The 20,485-nt window shown below is 43.7% G+C and carries 19 protein-coding genes; 7 read left to right on the top strand and 12 right to left on the bottom strand.

The features are described 5' to 3' along the window. Positions 1-346: 346 nt before the first annotated feature. Positions 347-1,762, top strand: coding sequence for a sugar transferase (locus tag FNW02_RS13260; RefSeq protein ID WP_191758000.1), 1,416 nt, complete (start codon positions 347-349; stop codon positions 1,760-1,762). Positions 1,763-1,778: 16 nt separating this feature from the next. Beyond that, a complete protein-coding gene (gene galE, locus FNW02_RS13255; RefSeq protein WP_191757999.1) occupies positions 1,779-2,786 on the top strand; it encodes a UDP-glucose 4-epimerase GalE in 1,008 nt (335 codons plus the stop codon). A 193-nt stretch (positions 2,787-2,979) separates the two neighbouring features. Here the strand turns inward: galE and FNW02_RS13250 are convergent, their stop codons facing one another. The 3 genes from FNW02_RS13250 to FNW02_RS13240 form a co-directional block, all read right to left on the bottom strand. Then, a complete protein-coding gene (locus tag FNW02_RS13250; protein ID WP_191757998.1) occupies positions 2,980-3,741 on the bottom strand; it encodes a class II aldolase/adducin family protein in 762 nt (253 codons plus the stop codon). Between the two features lie 361 nt (positions 3,742-4,102). Next, complete coding sequence (locus FNW02_RS13245) at positions 4,103-5,881, bottom strand: ShlB/FhaC/HecB family hemolysin secretion/activation protein (RefSeq protein ID WP_191757997.1); 1,779 nt, start codon at positions 5,879-5,881, stop codon at positions 4,103-4,105. Then, positions 5,871-6,107, bottom strand: a complete 237-nt coding sequence (locus tag FNW02_RS13240; protein WP_191757996.1) for a hypothetical protein — start codon at positions 6,105-6,107, stop codon at positions 5,871-5,873. The genes FNW02_RS13245 and FNW02_RS13240 overlap by 11 nt, the downstream gene beginning before the upstream one ends. A gap of 337 nt (positions 6,108-6,444) precedes the next feature. Between FNW02_RS13240 and FNW02_RS13235 the strand changes: the two genes are divergently transcribed. After that, positions 6,445-6,801, top strand: a complete 357-nt coding sequence (locus FNW02_RS13235; protein WP_191757995.1) for a DOPA 4,5-dioxygenase family protein — start codon at positions 6,445-6,447, stop codon at positions 6,799-6,801. Between the two features lie 8 nt (positions 6,802-6,809). Here FNW02_RS13235 and FNW02_RS13230 read toward each other — a convergent pair whose 3' ends face one another. The 7 genes from FNW02_RS13230 to FNW02_RS13200 form a co-directional block, all read right to left on the bottom strand. Beyond that, positions 6,810-7,052, bottom strand: a complete 243-nt coding sequence (locus tag FNW02_RS13230; protein WP_191757994.1) for a DUF6737 family protein — start codon at positions 7,050-7,052, stop codon at positions 6,810-6,812. 73 nt (positions 7,053-7,125) lie between these two features. Next, the gene (locus FNW02_RS13225; protein ID WP_225225624.1) at positions 7,126-7,557 is read right to left on the bottom strand and encodes a hypothetical protein; all 432 of its coding nucleotides are present in this window, start codon (positions 7,555-7,557) and stop codon (positions 7,126-7,128) included. 647 nt (positions 7,558-8,204) lie between these two features. After that, positions 8,205-9,320: a radical SAM protein gene (locus FNW02_RS13220; protein WP_191757992.1), complete on the bottom strand. Its 1,116-nt coding sequence runs from the start codon at positions 9,318-9,320 to the stop codon at positions 8,205-8,207. Between the two features lies 1 nt (position 9,321). After that, positions 9,322-9,540: a hypothetical protein gene (locus FNW02_RS13215; protein ID WP_191757991.1), complete on the bottom strand. Its 219-nt coding sequence runs from the start codon at positions 9,538-9,540 to the stop codon at positions 9,322-9,324. Positions 9,541-9,548: 8 nt separating this feature from the next. Then, entirely contained in the window at positions 9,549-10,568 is a 1,020-nt protein-coding gene (gene hpnH, locus FNW02_RS13210) for an adenosyl-hopene transferase HpnH (protein WP_191757990.1), read from the bottom strand. Positions 10,569-10,748: 180 nt separating this feature from the next. Beyond that, the gene (gene hpnA / locus FNW02_RS13205) at positions 10,749-11,732 is read right to left on the bottom strand and encodes a hopanoid-associated sugar epimerase (protein WP_191757989.1); all 984 of its coding nucleotides are present in this window, start codon (positions 11,730-11,732) and stop codon (positions 10,749-10,751) included. Further along, entirely contained in the window at positions 11,732-14,458 is a 2,727-nt protein-coding gene (locus FNW02_RS13200; RefSeq protein ID WP_191757988.1) for an efflux RND transporter permease subunit, read from the bottom strand. The genes hpnA and FNW02_RS13200 overlap by 1 nt, the downstream gene beginning before the upstream one ends. 292 nt (positions 14,459-14,750) lie before the next feature. On the opposite strand from FNW02_RS13200, the gene FNW02_RS13195 reads away from it, so the two are divergent. Together FNW02_RS13195 and FNW02_RS13190 are read left to right on the top strand one after the other, a co-directional pair. Continuing rightward, the gene (locus tag FNW02_RS13195) at positions 14,751-14,981 is read left to right on the top strand and encodes a hypothetical protein (RefSeq protein WP_191757987.1); all 231 of its coding nucleotides are present in this window, start codon (positions 14,751-14,753) and stop codon (positions 14,979-14,981) included. Positions 14,982-15,170: 189 nt separating this feature from the next. Continuing rightward, entirely contained in the window at positions 15,171-15,875 is a 705-nt protein-coding gene (locus tag FNW02_RS13190; protein WP_191758054.1) for a 5'-methylthioadenosine/S-adenosylhomocysteine nucleosidase family protein, read from the top strand. Between the two features lie 294 nt (positions 15,876-16,169). On the opposite strand, the gene FNW02_RS13185 is transcribed toward FNW02_RS13190, so the two are convergent. Continuing rightward, a complete protein-coding gene (locus tag FNW02_RS13185; RefSeq protein WP_191757986.1) occupies positions 16,170-17,414 on the bottom strand; it encodes a glycosyltransferase in 1,245 nt (414 codons plus the stop codon). Between the two features lie 92 nt (positions 17,415-17,506). On the opposite strand from FNW02_RS13185, the gene shc reads away from it, so the two are divergent. After that, positions 17,507-19,417 (top strand): squalene--hopene cyclase, encoded by a 1,911-nt coding sequence (gene shc, locus FNW02_RS13180; protein ID WP_191758053.1) that lies wholly within the window; start codon positions 17,507-17,509, stop codon positions 19,415-19,417. On the opposite strand, the gene FNW02_RS38600 is transcribed toward shc, so the two are convergent. Further along, positions 19,399-19,812: a hypothetical protein gene (locus FNW02_RS38600; RefSeq protein WP_225225623.1), complete on the bottom strand. Its 414-nt coding sequence runs from the start codon at positions 19,810-19,812 to the stop codon at positions 19,399-19,401. The genes shc and FNW02_RS38600 overlap by 19 nt on opposite strands. 4 nt (positions 19,813-19,816) lie before the next feature. Here FNW02_RS38600 and FNW02_RS13170 point away from each other — a divergent pair, with 4 nt between their 5' ends. Then, positions 19,817-20,278 carry a methyl-accepting chemotaxis protein gene (locus tag FNW02_RS13170; RefSeq protein ID WP_191757985.1) on the top strand — a complete coding sequence of 154 codons (462 nt, stop codon included), beginning with the start codon at positions 19,817-19,819 and terminating at the stop codon, positions 20,276-20,278. Positions 20,279-20,485 lie beyond the last annotated feature (207 nt).

Genomic DNA, 20,485 nt, shown 5'->3' with positions numbered 1-20,485 from the left:
TGACAATCATTTATTATTTAGTCATTACAAAAATTAAATGAACCACATAACAATTGTGTAAAAAACCTTAAATATTAGCATTAGCAAAATTGTCTTTATTTTTTCAAGTAAATTCTAGTTGAAAAAACAAAACTTCAATTGTACATAAACAACTCTTAAGTTCCAAGAGTTTAGAGATCCAGCAGACCAAGATTTGAGAAAATCTTAGTTTACATTGATACGAAGAGGCTAGAGTTCAGTGTTACTGATTTGAGATAATTAAGCGGCTTATATCAAGCAGATATAATGCAAAAACAGCTTAAATCAAGCAAATGTAATGTCAAAAGCTGAATAGCAAGATAAATCAATGAGCCTTACGAGTTACATTAGTTCCCCGGCAAAGATTAAGTTGCCGGGTAGAGTGCGTAATCTAACCATATTACTTTTGTTAGGAGACACATTTGGCTTATTCATTTGTTTAAAAATTGCTCTCTGGTTGCGTTTAGGTCAATCATTAAATGAGTTTGACCCACTTGTTTATAGTTTTGTCTTATTGGTTCTAGTAGGGCTTTATTTGGCAGACGCTTACCATCCAGATACGCAAATTGCAGGCTTGCGGACACCATCCCGAATCTTGATTAGCAGTGTAGGCGTTAGTATCTTGACTTCTGCATTGATTTATCTGTCTGGGGCTTGGAGAGATCATATTCTTGTGGGGCGGGGTATTTTACTTCCAAGCTTGGCGATATTCACAATCTGGGCAATAGCTTTACGGCTACTAGCGGTGAAATGGGTGCGATCGCGTGCTCAGCAAAGTCGTCTGTTAATGCTGGGTGCAGATGAAAGCGCAATCAAATTTGCAAAACACCTACTAGAGCAAAATTCATTGGGAGAGCTATTTGTACTAGCTGAAAGTCAAGACACAACTCCTGACGCAGATACGAATATCAATCTAAATTGTGTAGGCTCCTTAAACAACTTGCATAGTTGGAGTCTACAGTCTTGGTCTGCGGTGATAGTTGCAACCCCAATCGAGTTTTCTAAACAGCAGATGCAGCAATTAATGCAAATGCGATTGCGAGGTATACCAATTTATTGGCTGCCAGATTTTTATGAAACCTTGTGGCACAAACTTCCTTCATCTCTGCTACAGGATAAATGGTTGGCTTTTAGTGCCGGTTTTAACTTGACGCCTGGCTACTTGAATATGAAGCTGAAGCGTTTTGTAGACTTGATTTCCGCCGGGATATTACTTGTATTTTTATTCCCACTCATGCTGCTTGTAGCTTTAGCCATCAAGTTAGATAGTCCCGGTTCTATCTTCTACAGTCAGCTACGAAACGGATTGTACGGCAAGACATTTAGAGTTTACAAATTCCGCTCCATGTATCAGGATGCAGAAAAGCGAGGCGCACAGTGGGCAAACAAACATGACCCCCGCATCACCAGAGTAGGACGTTGGCTACGCTTGTTGCGAATTGATGAACTACCACAGATATGGAATGTGCTGTGTGGTGAGATGAGTTTGATTGGCCCACGTCCAGAACGACCAGAATTTGATGTCAAGCTCAAAGAAGTGATTCCCTATTATGAAGTGCGTTATCTAGTGAAACCGGGAATTACTGGTTGGGCCCAGGTGATGTATCCCTACGGAGCATCTGTTGAGGATGCTTACGAAAAGCTAGCTTACGACCTTTATTACATCAAGAATTATTCCTTCTGGTTAGATTTGGCGATCGCCTTCAAAACCATTCGAGTTGTTTTGTTAGGTAAAGGTAGATAAAGGTACACAGAGGTAGATGAAAAATACAGTTTTAGTAACTGGTGGTGCAGGTTATATCGGTTCTCATGTAGTGCGTCAGCTAGGAGCAGCTGGCTACGATGTCGTAGTTTATGACAATTGTTCTACAGGCTCATCAACATCTGTACTACATGGGAAGCTGGTCATCGGTGATTTAGCAGACAGTGAGCGTCTTTATCAAGTCTTTGCCAAGCATGAATTTAGTGCAGTGCTGCACTTTGCAGCTAGTCTGGTTGTTCCAGAATCAGTTATCTATCCTCTAGACTATTACGCTAATAACACCCGCAATACTCTCAACTTGCTGCGTTGCTGTAGTGTCATGGGTGTCAATCAATTTATTTTTTCCAGTACAGCAGCAGTTTATGGAGAATCAGACGCTAGTCCAGTTACAGAGTCTAATCCAACACAGCCTATTAACCCTTACGGACGCTCAAAGCTCATGAGCGAATGGTTGATTCGAGACTATGGCATCTCCTCTTCCTTGCGCTACGTAATTTTACGTTATTTCAATGTAGCGGGTGCTGAGCCTGGTGGACGATTGGGGCCAATGTCACCTAACGCAACTCATCTGATCAAGGTTGCTTGTGATGCAGCACTTAAGCGCAAGCCAGAAGTCCGAATTTATGGCAGTGATTTTTCCACACCAGATGGAACTGGAATTCGTGACTATATCCATGTTGAGGATCTAGCGACTGCTCACTTAGATGCTTTATATTATCTGGAGGAAGGAGGAGAAAGCCAAATTTTGAACTGCGGTTACGGACAAGGATACAGCGTGCGGCAAGTGATTGAAAGAGTCAAAGCTGTTTCTGGGGTTGATTTTCCTGTTGTTTCTGCACCACGTCGTCCAGGTGATCCTGCCTGTGTTGTGGCTTGTGCTGATAAAATTCGCAAGGTACTCGGTTGGCAAGCAAAACACAATGATTTAGACAAGATTATCCATACAACCATTGCTTGGGAAATGCAACGGGATGGTTTGATGCCTAGGCAGGTTTTATACGTATAGCCAAGCCACTGTGTGATTTTGAGAGTTTGTAGTAAGCACTTTAGTGCTTAAAAATCAAGGACTAAAGCCCTTACTACGAACTTGCTGATCTATCAATTTAAACTTGACGCAATAATCGAAGGCTTTGATCACATTTTTATAGTGAGCGATCGCCTAATTTTAATCTGCTAATTTATAGGTTTCGCTAACAATACTACTCAAGTAAATCTGGTTCTTCGCGCACAATCCTGTTATAAAGTGGCTGGAAACAGAACCACCCACCTGAAGGCGCTCCTACTTGGCTGTGTGTTAAACGAGCTGTTTCATGTTTGATCACACTGGGTCTACCCGCGGCTTCTGCTAGCAGTTGCGCTTGACACGATTGCTCAAGGCTAATGTACCACCAAGCAGCTTCGTCCACTGTATGTCCCACAGTCAGAATGCCGTGGTTACGCAGGATTATTGCTTTATTCTGGCTCAAGGCTTCAGCAATTCGCCTACCCTCGCAAGTATCTAACACAACATCTGTACAATCATGAAACAACGCATGGTCTTCGTAAAAAGCACAGGAGTCTTGTGTGAGCGGATCGAGCAGGCGACCCAAGCTAGACCAGGCTTTACCATAAATTGAATGGGCATGTGCAGCGGCGATAATATCCCGTCGAGCCTGATGAATCTGGGAATGAATAGCGAAAGCAGCTTGATTTATCAGAGCATCACCTTTAACAACTTCACCTTCTTTATCAACTAAAAGCAGGTCAGAAACACGGATATCCCCGAAGTACTTCCCGAACGGATTTACCCAAAAATGGTCTGTAAACTCCGGATCACGAACTGTAATATGACCTGCTACCTCTTCACTAAATCCAAGCCGGCCAAATAGGCGAAAGGCAGCGGCTAGACGTTGTTTGCGATGCAGGCGTTCTTCTTCAACTTGCTCAAAAACAGGGGGTTGAAATCTATCGAATTTGGACATGTTCTTTTTTTCTCCTCCTTGCAGGTAGCCTTAAAATATCCAGAACGAAACGACTTAATGCTTTCGGATTCTGGAATGAATTTGGTGATGCCAAATTTTGAGAGGCTGTTAGTTAGCTCCCCGACTTCTTGAAGAAGTCGGGGAGCTAACCACTCGTAATCGCACTTCGACTACTTGTAATTGTGCATGACCTTCTGACAAACCGTGATCTACACGAGGTATACTGTTTTGTCTTGGTTAGCTTTGTATAAACTAAATAAAAGTATTAATTAACAATTGGTCTGCCGATAGTGGTTCTAATAGGATAGTGTGTATCATCTATTTTCTCTCTTGCAGAGGCGATTGACATCAATATTACACTTTAAAAAGGATTATACAGTAAATAAAAATACAGCCCGTTTTCTTGCCATGTTCTTTCATTTGAGTCAACAGAGACTAAAGGAATTCCCCAATCAAGACGAGCGCTGAAGCGATCGCCTTGTCTCCAGCGTAACCCCAACCCAACGGAAGCTAAAGTATTAGGATTAGGAGCGTCTCTACCCGAATTATTCCAGGCGACACCGAAATCAGCAAAGGGAATGACCTGTAACGTGCTATCTGTTTGAGGTAAACGGAGTATGGGGATTTGCACTTCAGCAGAAGCAAAAGTACCATTATCTGTCAATAGAAAATCTTGACGATAGCCCCGAACATTATCTTGACCACCTAAGCCAAATTGCTCTAAAGGCAGAAGCGCTCTTGATGCTAGTTGCGTGTTTAAACGGAGTAACAGTAAGGTTTCGGGAGCTAAAAGACGTGCCCACTGCGCTTGACCTTGCCAAGCAAAAAAACGACTATCGGGAGGATCTTGATTAATCGTGGCATTTAACGCACCGATGCCCAAATTGAATTGAGAACGTAAAGCGATAACTTCACGGTTATTGCGACTTGTCCATTCTTGAAAAAATCGCAACGCAGATACCCTGGTGCGTCCTCGTTCATCTGCTCCTGGCGACAGTTCATTCGGGGGAAGTCCATATTCTTCTTGGAACAGCAGAGAAGATATTTCACTTTCCCGTCGGGAGGCTGTCAACCCAAGGGCTAATTCTTGTGTGGGAGTTTGAATTACTGGCTGACGAAATGTCAATTCGTAGTAGCGAGAAGCTGATTGGATATCTAGGGTGTTGAAAGGGCGTTCAATAACATCGCTGGATGCAGTGCCATAGTTGAAAGTAAGTGTACCGTTATTGGCATTTAGAGGCAATGCATAGCTAGCATCAAATGAATTACTACCATCGGTATTGGTGTAAGCTAAATTCAGACCATCTCCTAGTCCGAGTAAGTTCGCTTCACCCAGTTGCACTCGCCGCCGGAAGCTGCCAACACTAGGCGATCGCCCATTATCAAGAACTATTTGAGTATTAAAGGTTTTTGCTTCCTTAATCTGCACTTGTAGCACACTTGTACCAAGACGTGACCCCGCTGACAGTTCCGCAGACAAGTTTTGAATCAAAGGATTGAGTTGCAACAGTTGCAGTGCTTCCAAAAGCCTTTGCCGATTCAGCGGTGGTGATGTCGCTATTGCTATACGGCTACGAACATAATTAGAGTTCAGTCTTTGATTACCAGTTACCTCGATTTCCTCTAATTTACCTTCGACCACCTGAATTTTGATGACACCAGATTGGATTGTTTGAGGTGGGATGTAAGCACCAGAAGTAATATAACCTTTGTTAATGTATAGTTCGGTAATTTTAGAACGAGCTTGATACAATTGCGCCAGTGAAATCGGTCGTTTGGTAAATTCAATAGTAGCTTGGGCTAACTCTTCAGGACTAAATACTGTGCTACCAACTACTTCAAACCGTTCAACAGTAATAGTTAGAGGAATTTTACTCGGAAGTGATTCTTCTGGTGTGGGGGTTGGCCCAGAAGGGGGAAGTAGTTCTGCTGGTGGGGGTAGTGGCTGTGGTAGTTGAGGCGAGGGAAGCGGAGAAGGCGAAGGCGGTTGGATATCTTGCGGCGGTGGTAGTTGTTGGGATGGTTGTACGTTATCAATAACCTGCGCTTTGAGAGGTCTAGAATTCATGCCGCTAAACAACATAAATATACTTAGCTGCACCCATGACACTGCAAGCTTTTTAAGGTGTTTATCGCTCATGATATTGAGTTAGGTGTCGCCAGGTACGATAAGGATGTATGAGATTATTCTCTGTGCTATTTAAGACTCGAACCGTGTCGTTGCATTTTAATTCTTTGCATAATGTATTATTAATATTGCAAAATTTTTGTGAGTATAGGGAGTAAAGGAGGCGATCGCTTAATACCTTTAATACCTTAGCTGTTTGCCAAAAATCTAAAATTCGCTGATTAATCGAGTCATTCACAGTATTTTCTTGGTGCTTGATATAGTTAATACAGTAAGTATTGCTACAAGCTGATACTTGTTTAACCAGTGATTTAAGTAATTAGCTAAGTTAGCTTCCAAAGGCAAGTTACTGGAGGTTTTTATATCCAGGCAATCCAAATCTGAGCCATTTTTCAGTGGTACACAAAATTTTTGGTGTTTCAAATCACCATTTACTTTGAGAACCACTAGCTTAGCCATATACTCATGAGAACTTTATTTTTACTGTATCAAATTAACAATACCAAATAGTGAAAGTTATTTTATCGATCCTGATAAAATTATGCTTCTAAGACTCTCAAAGAGCACCTTAAGCTATGAAAGAAGATACTATCGAGATTAATGGTTTTCATGCTCATATCTACTTCGATACTACGAGTCGTGATGTAGCTGCGCGTGTACGTGAAGGATTAAGCAGTAAGTTTGAGGTGAAGCTTGGACGTTGGCATGACTTGCCTATTGGCCCACATCCCAAAGCGATGTATCAAGTTGCCTTTTCACCCAATGAGTTTGGCCAGATTGTCCCGTGGTTAATGCTTAATCGTGAAGAGTTGGATATTTTAATCCATCCTGAGACGGGCGATGATGTGGCAGACCACATGAAACATTGTCTGTGGCTTGGAGATAAACTAAATCTTAATATCGAGTTCCTGCGGCGGATTAGAGCAACCTGACATAATTACTATTGGGGATTATCACTTTGATACGATTCTAAAATACCACTGCGAATCATTAGTTGCGGCCAGACTAATACAAAAAATCCCATCCAAGTCAATACAGGGATGGAGACCAGAATTGTCAACCAGATAGCTTTAAATAGTAACCAACTACCACTAATCAACGCGACACTTGTGAGAATTATAGACCAGGGCTGACACCACCAAGGTTTGTATTTCCAAGGACTTACGGGCTTTTGTTCAGACATTGATTTTATTTGATAAATCTGTAAATTAGCAAAATTACATTATCAACCATAGGAAAACTAAGAAGTTTTGATATTAATCGGGCTTCCATTTTTCTAGGGATATATATTGATTAGTTACCACATCTAGAACCTCAATGGCCCCATTTGACTTTAAAACGTGAAACCAGTAAATCGTGACATTTTCATCTGGATGTTTTTCAAATACTTGAACTTTGTAATAAGGTTCATTTAGATTAGGATGACTATCGACCATTGCGGCAACTCGTATAGTTCCCTTAGAAAGCCGTTCAATATCTCGTGCTTTGCGTTGCACTTGTGGCAGCTTCCAGACTAAATTTAGGGCTGTTTTCTCATCAATTTGTTGGGTATTCTGAGAAACCTTCACATCGGTATATTTATTTAATCCAGTGAACAGGCTTGAAGAAGCTAGCCCCATTCGAGAATGGTTACTTAGACTCTGAGTAATGGCTAACTGACTTGTTACTCCTATCAGTAAGGAAGCCATAAGAGGGCTACATATCAATTTTTTCATGAAGCTATCCCTAATTGCCGTTTATTTTCGATGATAGTTCCAAATTTTAGATATTCCCATTACTCTATCAGAACTGACATTACCGAAGTTAGTAGTTTATCAACTTAGAAGCTGCTGGATTTTGTATTCTAGATTCCTGATATACGTAGCCAAAAGTTAAAATTAAAACAATAGAAATGGATGAAAAAGTTGCGCCTAGATTAAGAGCCAATACTTTTAAGTTAAGCTCATCCCCCTAAAAGGGTATGGGATAATACGAAAGACTGTTGACTGTCAACGACGCTTTTTTATAATCGCTTAGAACCCTCTTGTAGTCTGGGAAAAGGTTAAGAGGTAAAGAGTAACAATAAATTCAATTCTTTTCCTTTTAACCCATCCCCTTTAACCAAAAAGTATTGTATTGTATTGAATCTAAAAAGCCTGAAATAACAGCTTTAAGCCGACTTTTAGCTAGATAATGCCAATAATACCAAGTTGCCAAAAATAGTATTTTGTCATATTGTTCGCCTTGTTTCCTTGTAGGGGTACGCTCCACTTGGTTTGGCTTAGAATGACAAAATTATACATTCTCAGACTTTATAAACATCCTTTTAGATTGTGTGTTTGCAAAGGAAAATCGACTAGAGGCGACGTAACCAAGTTGCTTGTTCCCAGACAGCTTTGAGAGAAACCAGGTTATTGTAGTTAAACCAGTGTTTCCAAGCTTGCTTAAATTTTCCCTTGGCTGCTGCCTGCACACCATCACTGACGGAAACACCGATATGCTGCATAACGCTGGAGTCGCGGTAGCAGTCAATCATACAGGCGGTACACCCATCACGAACCCGCTGCGAACTGTCAAACTCGGTAATGTGGCACATGGGTTTATCCCAGTTGTGGCAACGGTAAAGGTTAAGATGCCAGTCCAGATAAAATAACTTCCAGCCACCAAGACAGCCGAATTGCTCCGGTTCACCTCGTAAATGGCGTTGCATATCCTCAATAGAGGCTGTAGGGTTGACAACCGGAAAATCTTGTTTGAGCGCCTTTAAAGTATCGAAGCGCTCATCCAACTCTTCGGCAGTATAGTCTACCAAGTTCGACTCGGCGTAACCAAGATAGGATGATGCTAAGGTGGTGAGTGGATAAGAGAAAGTTACGCTGTCAAAACCCAGCGATTTGAGGAATGGTGGTAACTGATGGTAATCGTCAATCAGTCGGCTCATAGTGACTGAGGCAGTAGTGCTGATATGGCGACGCTGAAAATGAATATTAGCATCTCGGATGCGATCGCACACTCCTTTAAGTCCACGGTTCTGTTCATGTTTTTCCACCTCAGCCGCATCAATGGAAATAATCACACTCATTAACCCAGCATCAGCCAACTCATCAATCCGCTTTGGTGTAAGGAGGGAGCCGTTAGTCACAAGCATAGGGGCCATGCCGATACTAGATGCATGAGCAATCATCTCATTTAAATGGGGATGAGCCATTGGCTCGCCACCCACGTAAATCAAAAAATACACCCCATTCCGATAGAGAATCTCTGCCGCTTGTTTTGCTTGTTCCAGGGTTACAGAATGCCGCTCATCCAGAGGCATTTTATCCACTGCAAAATTACAGAACCCACAACGAGCATTGCACACGCTAGTAATTGCAAATTGACAAGTAGAAGGCCCACCATCCAGCACTCCCTGTAAAGCAAGTTGCCATAGCGATCGCCGTTTTGCTCCTAACACTGAGTTATTCTTTGACATACTATCTCCTATGAAGATGGGCAGGGGGAGCAAGGGAGGCAGTGGGTTGCGGGGGTTCCCACGGCAGTCCGCTCAAGTCGGGAAACCCGCCCACGCGGCTGCCTCCCCGTTGTAGCAACTGCCGTGGAGCAGGGGAAGACAAGGGAGAAATAAATACTGTCTCCCGTCTCCTGTCTCCTAACTCAGCACAGACTAAACGCCCCGCTACTGCACTCAGCACTCAGCATTCTAATTCTTACCAAACACACTACCAAGAGCACGCGCCATATTTTGCGGTTGCATTGCATCCATAGCTGCTGTTGGTTCGTAGCCACAGTGAACCATGCAATCGGCACATTTAGGATTACCACTAGCACGGCCGTATTGACTCCAGTCAGTTTCGCCTAGCAATTCTTTGAAGGTGGCATAATGACCTTCATTTAATAGATAACAGGGTTTTTGCCAACCAAGAACGCTATAGCTAGGGCTACCCCAAGGGGTGCATTCGTAATCCTTTTCACCAGTGAGAAAATCTAGGAACAGCGGATTGTGATTGAAGTTCCAGTTTTTTTCACCTGTTTTCAAGGGAGCGAGAATTTCTCGAAAGAGGGCGCGTGTTTGTTCTCGTTGGAGAAAATGATCTTGATCTGGTGCCCACTCGTAACTGTAGCCAGGAGAAATCATCATCCCATCAGTATTTAGTGTTTCCAGGAAGTCAAAGAATTCTTGCATTGCTTTAGGATCAGCACCGTCAAAGATGGTGGTGTTTGTAGCGACACGAAATCCTTTGGCTTTAGCGGCGCGAATAGCTTTGACAGCAATATCAAAAACGCCTTTGCGATCAACACATTGATCGTGCCACTCGCGCATTCCATCAAGATGCACACTGAAAGTCAGGTAAGGAGAAGGTTGAAACTTATCCAAGCTTTTTTCTAACAACAAACCGTTTGTGCATAAGTAAACATATTTTTTGCGCTCAACCAATCCCCGTACAATCTCATCAATCTGGGGATGTAACAGAGGCTCTCCCCCAGGAATTGATACAACAGGTGCGCCGCACTCTTCCACAGCAGCAAAGCACTGTTCTGGGGTAAGGTTTTGCTTTAGTACGTCTACTGGATGCTGGATTTTACCACAACCAGTACAGGCTAGGTTGCAGCGAAAAAGCGGTTCCAACATTAATACTAAGGGGAAGCGTTTACGTCCTTTCAAACGCTGAGTAACTAAATACTTCCCAATATCCATAGCTTGTTGTAGATTAATCGCCATTATGGCTATCACTCCTGTTTATATAGATAGAAACATCACAGTTATGCTGATGTGTATTTAATTTGCACTTTTGTCTGTTAAGAGGTTGACTGTTAACTGTTGACTGTTGACTGTTAACTGTTGACTGTTAACTGTTGACTGTTAACTGTTGACTGTTGACTGTTGACTGTTGCCCATTTCTCATTTGACATATCCCCCAGAAATGAACCAATACACGGCTTCTTTGAGTGCTGCATTTAGTGAAGACTGAGGTAAACCTAACTCTCGTACTGCTTTTGAGGCATCGTAGTACATGGGTTGTTTAGCCATGCGAACCCCATCTAGAGGCACTGAAGGCGATTTTCCCAGCGGTGCGAGAATTTTTTCATCAATCCAAGCAACACTGAGGGGCAACCAAGCAGGTACAGTTCGTTGGGGTGCGCTCAGTCCTGTAATCTCGGCGAGTTCCTCTAACAGTTGTTTGAGTGTCAGGTTTTGATGACCTAAGATATAGCGATCGCCTGGCTTTCCCCGTTGCAAAGCTAGTAAATGTCCCCATGCCACATCCCGCACATCGATGAAATTCAGACCAGTATCTAAGTATACGGGCATTTGTCGCCGCAAAAATCGCAGAATAATATCACCTGTTGGAGTAGGTTTAATATCTAATGCCCCAATTGGGCTACTGGGATTGACTACAACTACTTCTTGACCTGTTGCAGCGGCTTGCATGGCTTCTTGTTCAGCCAGAAATTTAGATTTCTTGTAGTCACCGACTAATTTATTTATCGGACTCTGATAAGTTTCATCTACTATTTGACCAGATGAACCCACGCCGATTGCTGCCACGGAACTGGTATAAACGGTGCGCTCAATCTCAGCTTTACGGGCTGCGGCTAGTACATTGCGCGTACCCAAAACATTGTGACGGTAGAGTAACTCCTGGTCTGTTTGCCACAAAGAATAGTGGGCCGCTACATGAAACAGGTATTGGCAATCTACCATCTGTTGCCACAGCTCTGGGTCATTCAGATCGCCTTGGACAATTTCCACATCCAAACAGCGTAAATTATCTAGATTGCTGCTGGGGCGTACCAGCGCTTTGACTGTGTATCCTTGTTGCAGTAACAACCGCACTAAGTGAGCACCAACAAAACCTGTACCCCCCGTGACAAAAACCTGCATCAACTTCCTCCCTGTTCCCCTGCTTCCCGGTCATTGAGGGAAGCTGAGGTGCTCCTCTTTTTAAACCTGGGAAACCAATCATCTAAAATGGCGTAGACCACAGGGACAACAATTAAGCTGAGGATAGTCGAAGTTACCAGCCCACCGGCGATCGCTACAGCCATAGGCGATCGCAATTCCGAACCAGCACCAAAACCCAAGGCAATGGGTAGCATCCCTAAAATAGTCGAGGCTGTGGTCATCATGATTGGTCTAAGGCGCACTGGCCCAGCTTTCAGGATTGCTTCTGTGCGATCTAAGCCAGAGTTACGCAGCTGATTGATGTAATCCACCAACAAGATGGCATTTTTATTTGCTAGTCCCAATAAAAAGACAAAGCCAATGAGCGAGATCATGCCGAAGTCGCTTTTGGTAACAAGTAGTGCTAGCATTGCCCCCACCAATGCCAAAGGCAAAGAGACGCCAATAACCACCGGGTCTACCCAGCTTTTAAATAGTAAAATCAGTACTACGACAATGCACAGCGCCGATAGAGCCAGAGTAGTACCAAAACTACCAAAAACCTCACCCAAGCGGGCCGAATCCCCTCCTAAGTCCAAGGAAACACCAGAGGGCAACACCGCGTTAGCTTCAGCTACCACTTTGTCAGTGGCATCACCCAAAGATAAATTCTGACCGAGGTTAGCACCGATATAGGCTACCCGCTGGTTATTCAAGCGCTCAATCTGAAAAACCGTGCCTTGTTGATTCGTTTCACCCGTCACTGTGACATCAGCAAATCCTGGGATTTTCTGGAGGCGCTCTTTAATTGCTGTAGCGGCTTTGCTCAAAGCTTGGAGATCATTACCCCGTAATGATATTTGCAAAGGTTTTTGACCGCCGGTATCGACAAACTGAATATCTTCGACACTGGTAGTCACGCCAGCAAGCTTGGGTAGAGAAGAACGAAATTGGTCTTGGAGTTCCGCAGTTTTGATGTTGCGGTCATCTTTCAGCTTCACATAGAGCGTGCCCTTATTTGGCTCACCCTCACGAGAACCCACAGTAGTAAACACCGTTTCCACAGCTGGAGATTTTCTAACTACCGCCTCTAGTTTCTTCGCCACCTCAAGAGAATCATTCAAGGGATTGGGAATAGCTATTGAGGCAGCAGCAGGAGAAATTCCTGCTTGTGCTGCTTGTGCTGCTTGCCTTTGTAAAGCAGCTAAATCAGGAATATTCGGTAAAGGAGCCGTATAAGTAATATTGAACTCGCCGCGATCTAGTTTGGGAATAAATCCTTTGGGAATTAAAGGAATTAGTGCTATTCCCGCAATTAAACTGAGTACGGCTAATCCGATAACTATCTTTCGGTGCTTCAAAGACCAGTGCAGCAAGTCTCGATAATATTGGGTAAAGACCGCCCATTTGTTACCTTGTCGGCGAGATGAACTGGAAGCACTAGGCTTCAACCAATAGATAGCCAGTACTGGGGATAAAGTCCGTGCAACCAGCGTAGATGCAATCATGGCTGCTGAAACAGTGATCCCGAATGGCTTGAAGAATTGTCCAATGACTCCACCCATTAAACCAATGGGTAAAAAAACCGCTACTGCTGTAGCAGTCGTGGCAATAACTGTTAAGCCAATTTCTTCTGTAGCTGAGAAAGCGGCTTGACGAGGACTTTCCCCATCTTGGATGTGCCGCATGATGTTTTCGACATCGATGATTGCATCATCAATAACAGTACCAATCACTAAAGCTAAAGCCAATAATGTGATTGTTTCTAAGTTAAAGCCGTAAATCGCCATGACGATAAACGTCGCCAAAAGAGACGTAGGAATGGCCAATGCAGAAATTAAAGTGGCTCGCCAACTCCACAAAAAAGGAAAAATAACAATGATGGACAACAAGATTGCTTCCATTAGCGCATCTATTGTTGACTGGGTGGCGTGACGGATATATTCTGCTTGAGTGGCAGCTAATGTGAGTGTGACATCCTTCAGCGAAGACCGCAGCCTTTGGACTTCTTGCTCAACTCGACTCACCACTTCTAACGTATTGGCATTACCACGTTTAATCACCTGAAATGCTAGAGCATCTTTGCCGTTAAAACGGACTAATGTCGCCCCGCCTTGGAGGACATTAGCATTACTTGGCTGCAAGGAAGGAGCGGTAGGAGCGCCCAGTAGTGAGACTTTGAGGACTCCAGGCAATTTTGCGATCGCATTCACTATTTGGGCATTTGCCAACTTTGTCAGATCCGTGAGATTTCGCGTCTGACTCTCAATGGCATAGCTAATAGCAGCTGACTCGTTCAAGTTCAAGGGAATAATTTTGTAAGTTGCTCCCTTAGTCAGAGTCAACTGTTTGATTTGAGTTTCAACGTTGCGGGTTGATGTTTCTAGATTAGTACCCACAACAAAAGATAGGCTAACGGCAGTTTGTCCAGGATAGGTGGATGAGCGGATATCCTCAAGTCCTTCCAAAGAGCGCAGACGCTCCTCTATAGGTTGGGTGAGCTTAGCCTCTGTATCCAGAGCAGTTGTCAGCGGGGCTGTAGCATTTACCACCACCACTGGAAAAGTAATATCTGGAAACAAAGCATACTTGAGGGAACTGAAAGCCAAAAGCCCAGCTACCGTCACGGCAATCCAAAAACTCACCGTCAGCCACGAAAAGTCAATTGCCAATTTGGAAATATTGAAGCGTTCTCGTGCGGATTTTGAGCTATTAGGCTTTACCATTTTGGAAAATCATCGTGCGGTGACACAATTATTAATGATGGTTAGTTAGAACTTTGTTAATTCAAACATTGTTCCATCTTTTGGCAGAAACGGAGACCATGAACTTCCGCCTCTAAATACTTAACTATTGCTCAATCTATCTTAAGAATTACGCAGAAGGAAGGAAAAATTTCTTATCCTACGCTGCGATCGCAGCACTTGAAGTCTCTGATGAAAGTACTTTTTGCCATAATCATAATATAGAGAAAAATTTAATCTGCCAGAAAAACTCAACAAAATACTGGGACAAATTGTGGTATTAGGACAAAAGCCAACACAGAATTTTTACTTTGCCTATGTTGAGGTTGTTGAGGTAAACCTGACAAATCCGTTTGATTCTGTCAGCTTTTGTATTTCTCATTCCAATTCACCAGCATTGATGATTATGGCAGCAGTTATAGGTAATAGCGTATCAAATTTTTTAATAATTCAGTTCCATGCTACAGTAATCACTTGCTTTCTGGAAGTGTTGAATGACTACTAGACTAATTCGTAATTTGTAATGACGCTCCTTCGTCGCTAACGCTTCTCTACGAGAGGCTACGCCAACGCTAACGTAATTCTTAATTGACATTTAGTTGGTCGCATTTTGCCCAAGATGAACTTTACGGCGATCGCAACAAATGACAAGAATCTTACCCCTGCATATATTTACGATTACAAATATAGATTAATGATTAATTTACTGCCTATCCACACGATTCTTGTGCCTCAAGGAGCAGAGTACAAAGCTGTGTGTCGCGGCTTAAGCCAGATCAACAGCTCAACGCCAACCGTGGTAGCGATACCCATTGGGATGAAACCTTTAACTAAATACCTAGAGCAATTGCAAACAGATAAATACTTCCAGAATGATTTACAACCCAGAGTCATAATCATGGGTATTTGTGGCAGCTTGAGCAAGCGCTACGCAGTTGGAGATATTGTACTTTATCAGAATTGTGTTTATCAGAAGCAAGTTCGAGAATGCGATCGCATCTTCACAACCCAGCTGCATTCTCGTTTATCAGATAAAGTGTCTTTAGTCAATTCTTTGAGTTGCGATCGCGTCATTTGGTCTGCGACTGAAAAACTTCATTTAGGTGAGACCTTAGGTACTGATGTTGTTGACATGGAAGGATTTGCAGCTTTAGAGTTTTTCAACGCGTCTGGGGTAGCTGTGGCAATGCTACGAGTAGTCAGCGATGACTCTGGGCATGATATCCCTGACCTAACACCAGCAATCAACCCCAATGGTTCCCTTCAGCCATTAGCGTTAGCGATGGCATTGCTTAGACAACCTATTGCCGCGACTCGATTAATTCGAGGTTCATTAACAGGACTAAAAATGTTGGAGCAAGTGACAAATTTGCTGTTTTCTGGCTATCAGCTTGAATAATTTTAAATACGCTAATTCATTAATAAAGCTCAAAGACTCATTGAACTCAAATAAAACTTACCCAATAACCCTTTAAAACTCTTATTCCTTCCTTCTTAGCGTCCTTGGCGTCCTTGGCGGTTCGTTATTCTGATCTTTCTCTCTCCCCTTAATTACAAATACAGGACTTACGCAATAATTGCCAAAAAGCTTGATTTATCGAACCGCCAAGACGCCAAGTGCGCCAAAAATTCGTAGAGTAAAGAGGTTTCAGAGCTACTCACTTTTGCTAGTCAAAAGAACAGGGTAAACGACTTATCTAGGATAAACGCGTCCTTTCCAAGCACCGCCGCGCCCTTGCCAATGACGTAGGGCTGAGTCTAGAGTCATTAGGGTATAAAGAAAAGCGATCGCAGGCAAGCAAAATGCTAACCATAGAGGACATTTATAGAAGCGAATCGTAGGCAAATAAGCCAAAGTCATTAGCAGCCATGTCAATAAACCCGTAAATGCGTAGACGCAATGCGTCTTGTCGTCAGACATCGCCCAATTTCCCCAAATCAGACCTAAAATGACACCCACAGGCGCAACCAGATAAATCAGCGTCATTCCCAACAAAGTTCCCAGTAGCAACAATGGGGAATAATCCAGTTGTGTGTAAGCAGTACGAGCAACCATATCCCAAATTGTCCCCAAAGTTGGATATGGGCGCAAGCTGTGAGTTAAGGTACTCAATCCGAGCCAAATGCGGCCGGGAGCAGGGGAGGAGGAATTATTTTGTCTGCCCCTCTCTTTAACAGCACGAGCTAGGGCGCAATCGTCGATTAAAGTTTGGCGAATGGCTTGAATACCGCCAATTTGCTCTAAAGCTTCTCGGCGAATTAGGATACAGCCCCCAGCGGCGGCGGCGGTTGGATTGTTGGGGCTATTAACCCAGCGGAAGGGATAGAGTTTTTGGAAGAAAAACACGAAAGCCGGGATCAAAAGTTTTTCCCAAAAGCCTTCACACCTAAGTCGCACCATCACCGAAACTAGGTCTAAATCTTCCTGCACAGCTTTGGCAACCAATCGGCGAAGATTGCCAACGTCATGTTCAATATCGGCATCGGTGAGTAAAAAATAGTCGGGTTTCTGTAGAGACGTTACATCTACGGTCTCTACTTTCTGAATGCCTTGCTCAATAGCCCAAAGTTTACCCGACCAACCGGGAGGTAATGATTCACCAGAGATAATATGCAATTGCTGGGGTTTATTTAAGGCGTAGGCAACCCCTTCAGCAAAATTTGCTGTCCGGTCTGTGCTGCGATCGTCTACCAAAAAGACGTTCAAAGAACCAGGATAATCTTGAAGGAGGAGCGATCGCAATGTGGTTGCGATTAAATCAGCTTCGTTACGGGCAGGCATGATCGCACATACTACAGGTAGCGATTCTAGAGACGTTGTATCTAACGTCTCTACTTCCAATTGCTGGTCTGCTCGCCAAAACTGCCCCCAAAAACTCAGTAATCCCAACCAAATTGTCAAGGATAAGAGTATTAGCCCTAATACAATTGCCGCCATGATCTCTTGCAAATTTTCAGTGACTCAGACACAATACACCGTACTGCCGTGTTCATAACTAGATGTTGAGTGTTGAGGTTGAATAGTTTTTGATGCAAACACAAGACAGGGTGATAGTCAATCAAGTCGCAACGGCGATTGCAGCTAGCCAAAAATATCTGCTTTCGATTCAAAATCCTGCAGGTTATTGGTGGGCAGAGTTAGAATCTAATGTCACGATTACTGCTGAGGTGGTTCTCCTGCATAAAATTTGGGGGACAGACCAAACAAGACCATTACACAAAGTTGAAACTTATCTGCGTTCTCAGCAACGGCAGCATGGGGGCTGGGAGCTTTTCTACGGTGATGGTGGAGAACTGAGCACTTCGGTTGAGGCTTATATGGCGCTGAAGTTGCTGGGTGTATCAGCAAGTGATCCGGCAATGATTCAGGCGCGAGCCTTTATTCTTAAACGGGGCGGTATCAGCAAAACTCGGATTTTTACCAAGTTACACCTCGCTTTACTTGGCTGTTACAACTGGCGTGGTATTCCCTCACTACCACCTTGGGTGATGCTTTTGCCCACAGCTTTCCCTATCAATATCTACGAAATGTCTAGTTGGGCCCGCTCCAGTACTGTACCGCTGTTGATTGTCTGCGATCGCAAACCTGTTTTTGTCACCGCCCCAACTATCAACCTAGATGAGTTATACGTCGAAGGGGTCGAGCAAGTCCGTTGGGAACTACCTCGCAGTGGCGATTGGACAGATTTATTCCTCACCCTTGATGATGGGTTCAAGCTAGCAGAAAGCCTCAATTTAGTACCCTTCCGCGAAGAGGGCATCAAAGCCGCCGAAAAATGGATTTTAGAACGGCAAGAAGCCACGGGTGACTGGGGTGGGATTATTCCCGCTATGCTAAATTCAATGCTGGCTTTGCGGTGTCTCGGTTACGACGTGAACGACCCCATTGTGGAACGAGGTTTGCAAGCAATTGATAACTTTGCTTTGCAAACAGAGGATATTTACAGCGTACAGCCTTGTATTTCACCTGTCTGGGATACAGCTTGGGCGATGCGTGCCCTTATAGAATCTGGTTTTGCACCAGATGAGCCAGCTGTCGTGCAGGCTGGAGAGTGGTTGCTACAAAAGCAAATTCTGAACTACGGAGATTGGGCTGTAAAAAATCACCAGGGAAAACCAGGAGCTTGGGCATTTGAGTTTGACAATAACTTTTATCCAGATGTAGATGATTCCGCTGTTGTGGTGATGGCTCTACACATGGCGAAACTCCCTAATGAAAAATTAAAGCAGACTGCGATCGCCCGTGGCTTAAATTGGATTGCATCCATGCAGTGTAAACCAGGTGGTTGGGCTGCCTTTGATTTGGACAACGATCAAGATTGGCTTAACTCCATCCCTTATGGAGACTTGAAAGCCATGATTGATCCCAATACCGCAGATGTTACCGCTAGAGTTCTAGAAATGCTGGGTGTTTGTGACTTATCAATTGATATGCACAACCTGGAACGAGCACTGACTTATCTCATGGATGAGCAAGAAACTGAAGGCTGTTGGTTCGGTCGCTGGGGTGTAAATTATATCTACGGCACTAGTGGCGTCCTGTCAGCCCTAGCCTTAATTGATCCGCCAAGGCATCAACTCAGTATCAAACGGGGTGAAGCTTGGCTAGTCGGATGTCAAAACCCAGATGGTGGTTGGGGCGAAACTTGCCGCAGCTATGACGATCCTAGCCTTAAAGGAAAAGGAGATAGTACCGCATCTCAAACTGCTTGGGCTTTAATTGGGCTAATAGCAGCGGGTGAAGCAACAGGCAAATTAGCGATTGACGCCATTGAGAAAGGAATTAGCTATCTTTTAGCAACTCAACAGCCAGATGGTACTTGGTACGAAGCAAACTTTACAGGTACGGGCTTCCCTGGACATTTTTATCTCAAGTATCACTTGTATCAACAATACTTTCCCCTAATTGCTCTGGGTCGTTATCAAGCAATTCTGGAATAGTGGAAGGGGAGGGGGAAGGAGGCAGGGGAGGCAGAGGGGTAGAAGAGAATATATTTTATTTTGGGATATGACAATGAGTCTTTGAACTGGATGAATCCACCTTTGAACTCCGTTAACGAGTCTTTAATGCTCGTAAACAGGCATAAAAACTCTGCCTTCTGCCCCCCTGGGGCGAAATTAGCACAACCTGTACCAAAAGCCATAATTGCAGCGTAGACGCGTTCGCGGAGCGTCTCGTAGAGAAGCGGCTTGTCGCTAGACATCGCTCGTTGAGGAATTTTAGCATAGTAGCCCACTACGGAACCGCTAACTAAACCCCAAAAACCTGCTTGTAACCATAGTGGAAACATTACGGACGAATGATTAATAACAGTGAGGTATACCCATAATGGCACGGCAGTGCCCACTGGTGTCAACTTCAGCTCAAACACTCAATTTCCCGTAGTTTCAGATCCCCCAACCCCCTTTAAAAGGGAGCATTCGATTCTATTCCCCCTTAAAAAGCTACGTGTACACACAAATGCGTTCACCGAAATAGCAAATGCGTTCACCGAAATAGCAAATGCGTTCACCGAAATAGCAAATGCGTTCGCCGAAATAGCAAATGCGTTCGCCGAAATAGCAAATGCGTTCGCCGAAATAGCAAATGCGTTCGCCGAAATAGCAAATGAGTTCGCCGAAATAGCAAATGAGTTCGCCGAAATAGCAAATGAGTTCGCCGAAATAGCAAATGAGTTCGCCGAAATAGCAAATGAGTTCGCCGAAATAGCAATACTACAAATCTTTGGTGATCAGGTTTTTCCGACTTGTGTGTACACCGTAGCCTTAAAAAGGGGGAAAGTGGGGGGATCTCAAATCTAGGTGGTACATCGAAAAACTTTGAAATGCCTATCAGACTAAGCTTTCAATTTAAGTTGACACCAATGGACACTGCCGTGCCCCTACACCTGACGATGTCATGTTGTACCGCATTTGAATGGGAACCGCTATATGCAGTCAATGTGCAACTTGGACGCACATGAGCTAAATGTTGACAAAACAAATTAAATGTGGTTAGTGACTATGTTC

This window comes from Komarekiella delphini-convector SJRDD-AB1 (assembly GCF_014831675.1).
In the GTDB taxonomy this organism is placed as follows: domain Bacteria; phylum Cyanobacteriota; class Cyanobacteriia; order Cyanobacteriales; family Nostocaceae; genus Komarekiella.
Note: the sequence above shows the minus strand (reverse complement) of the source record. Positions and strands in the feature narration are given on the sequence as shown.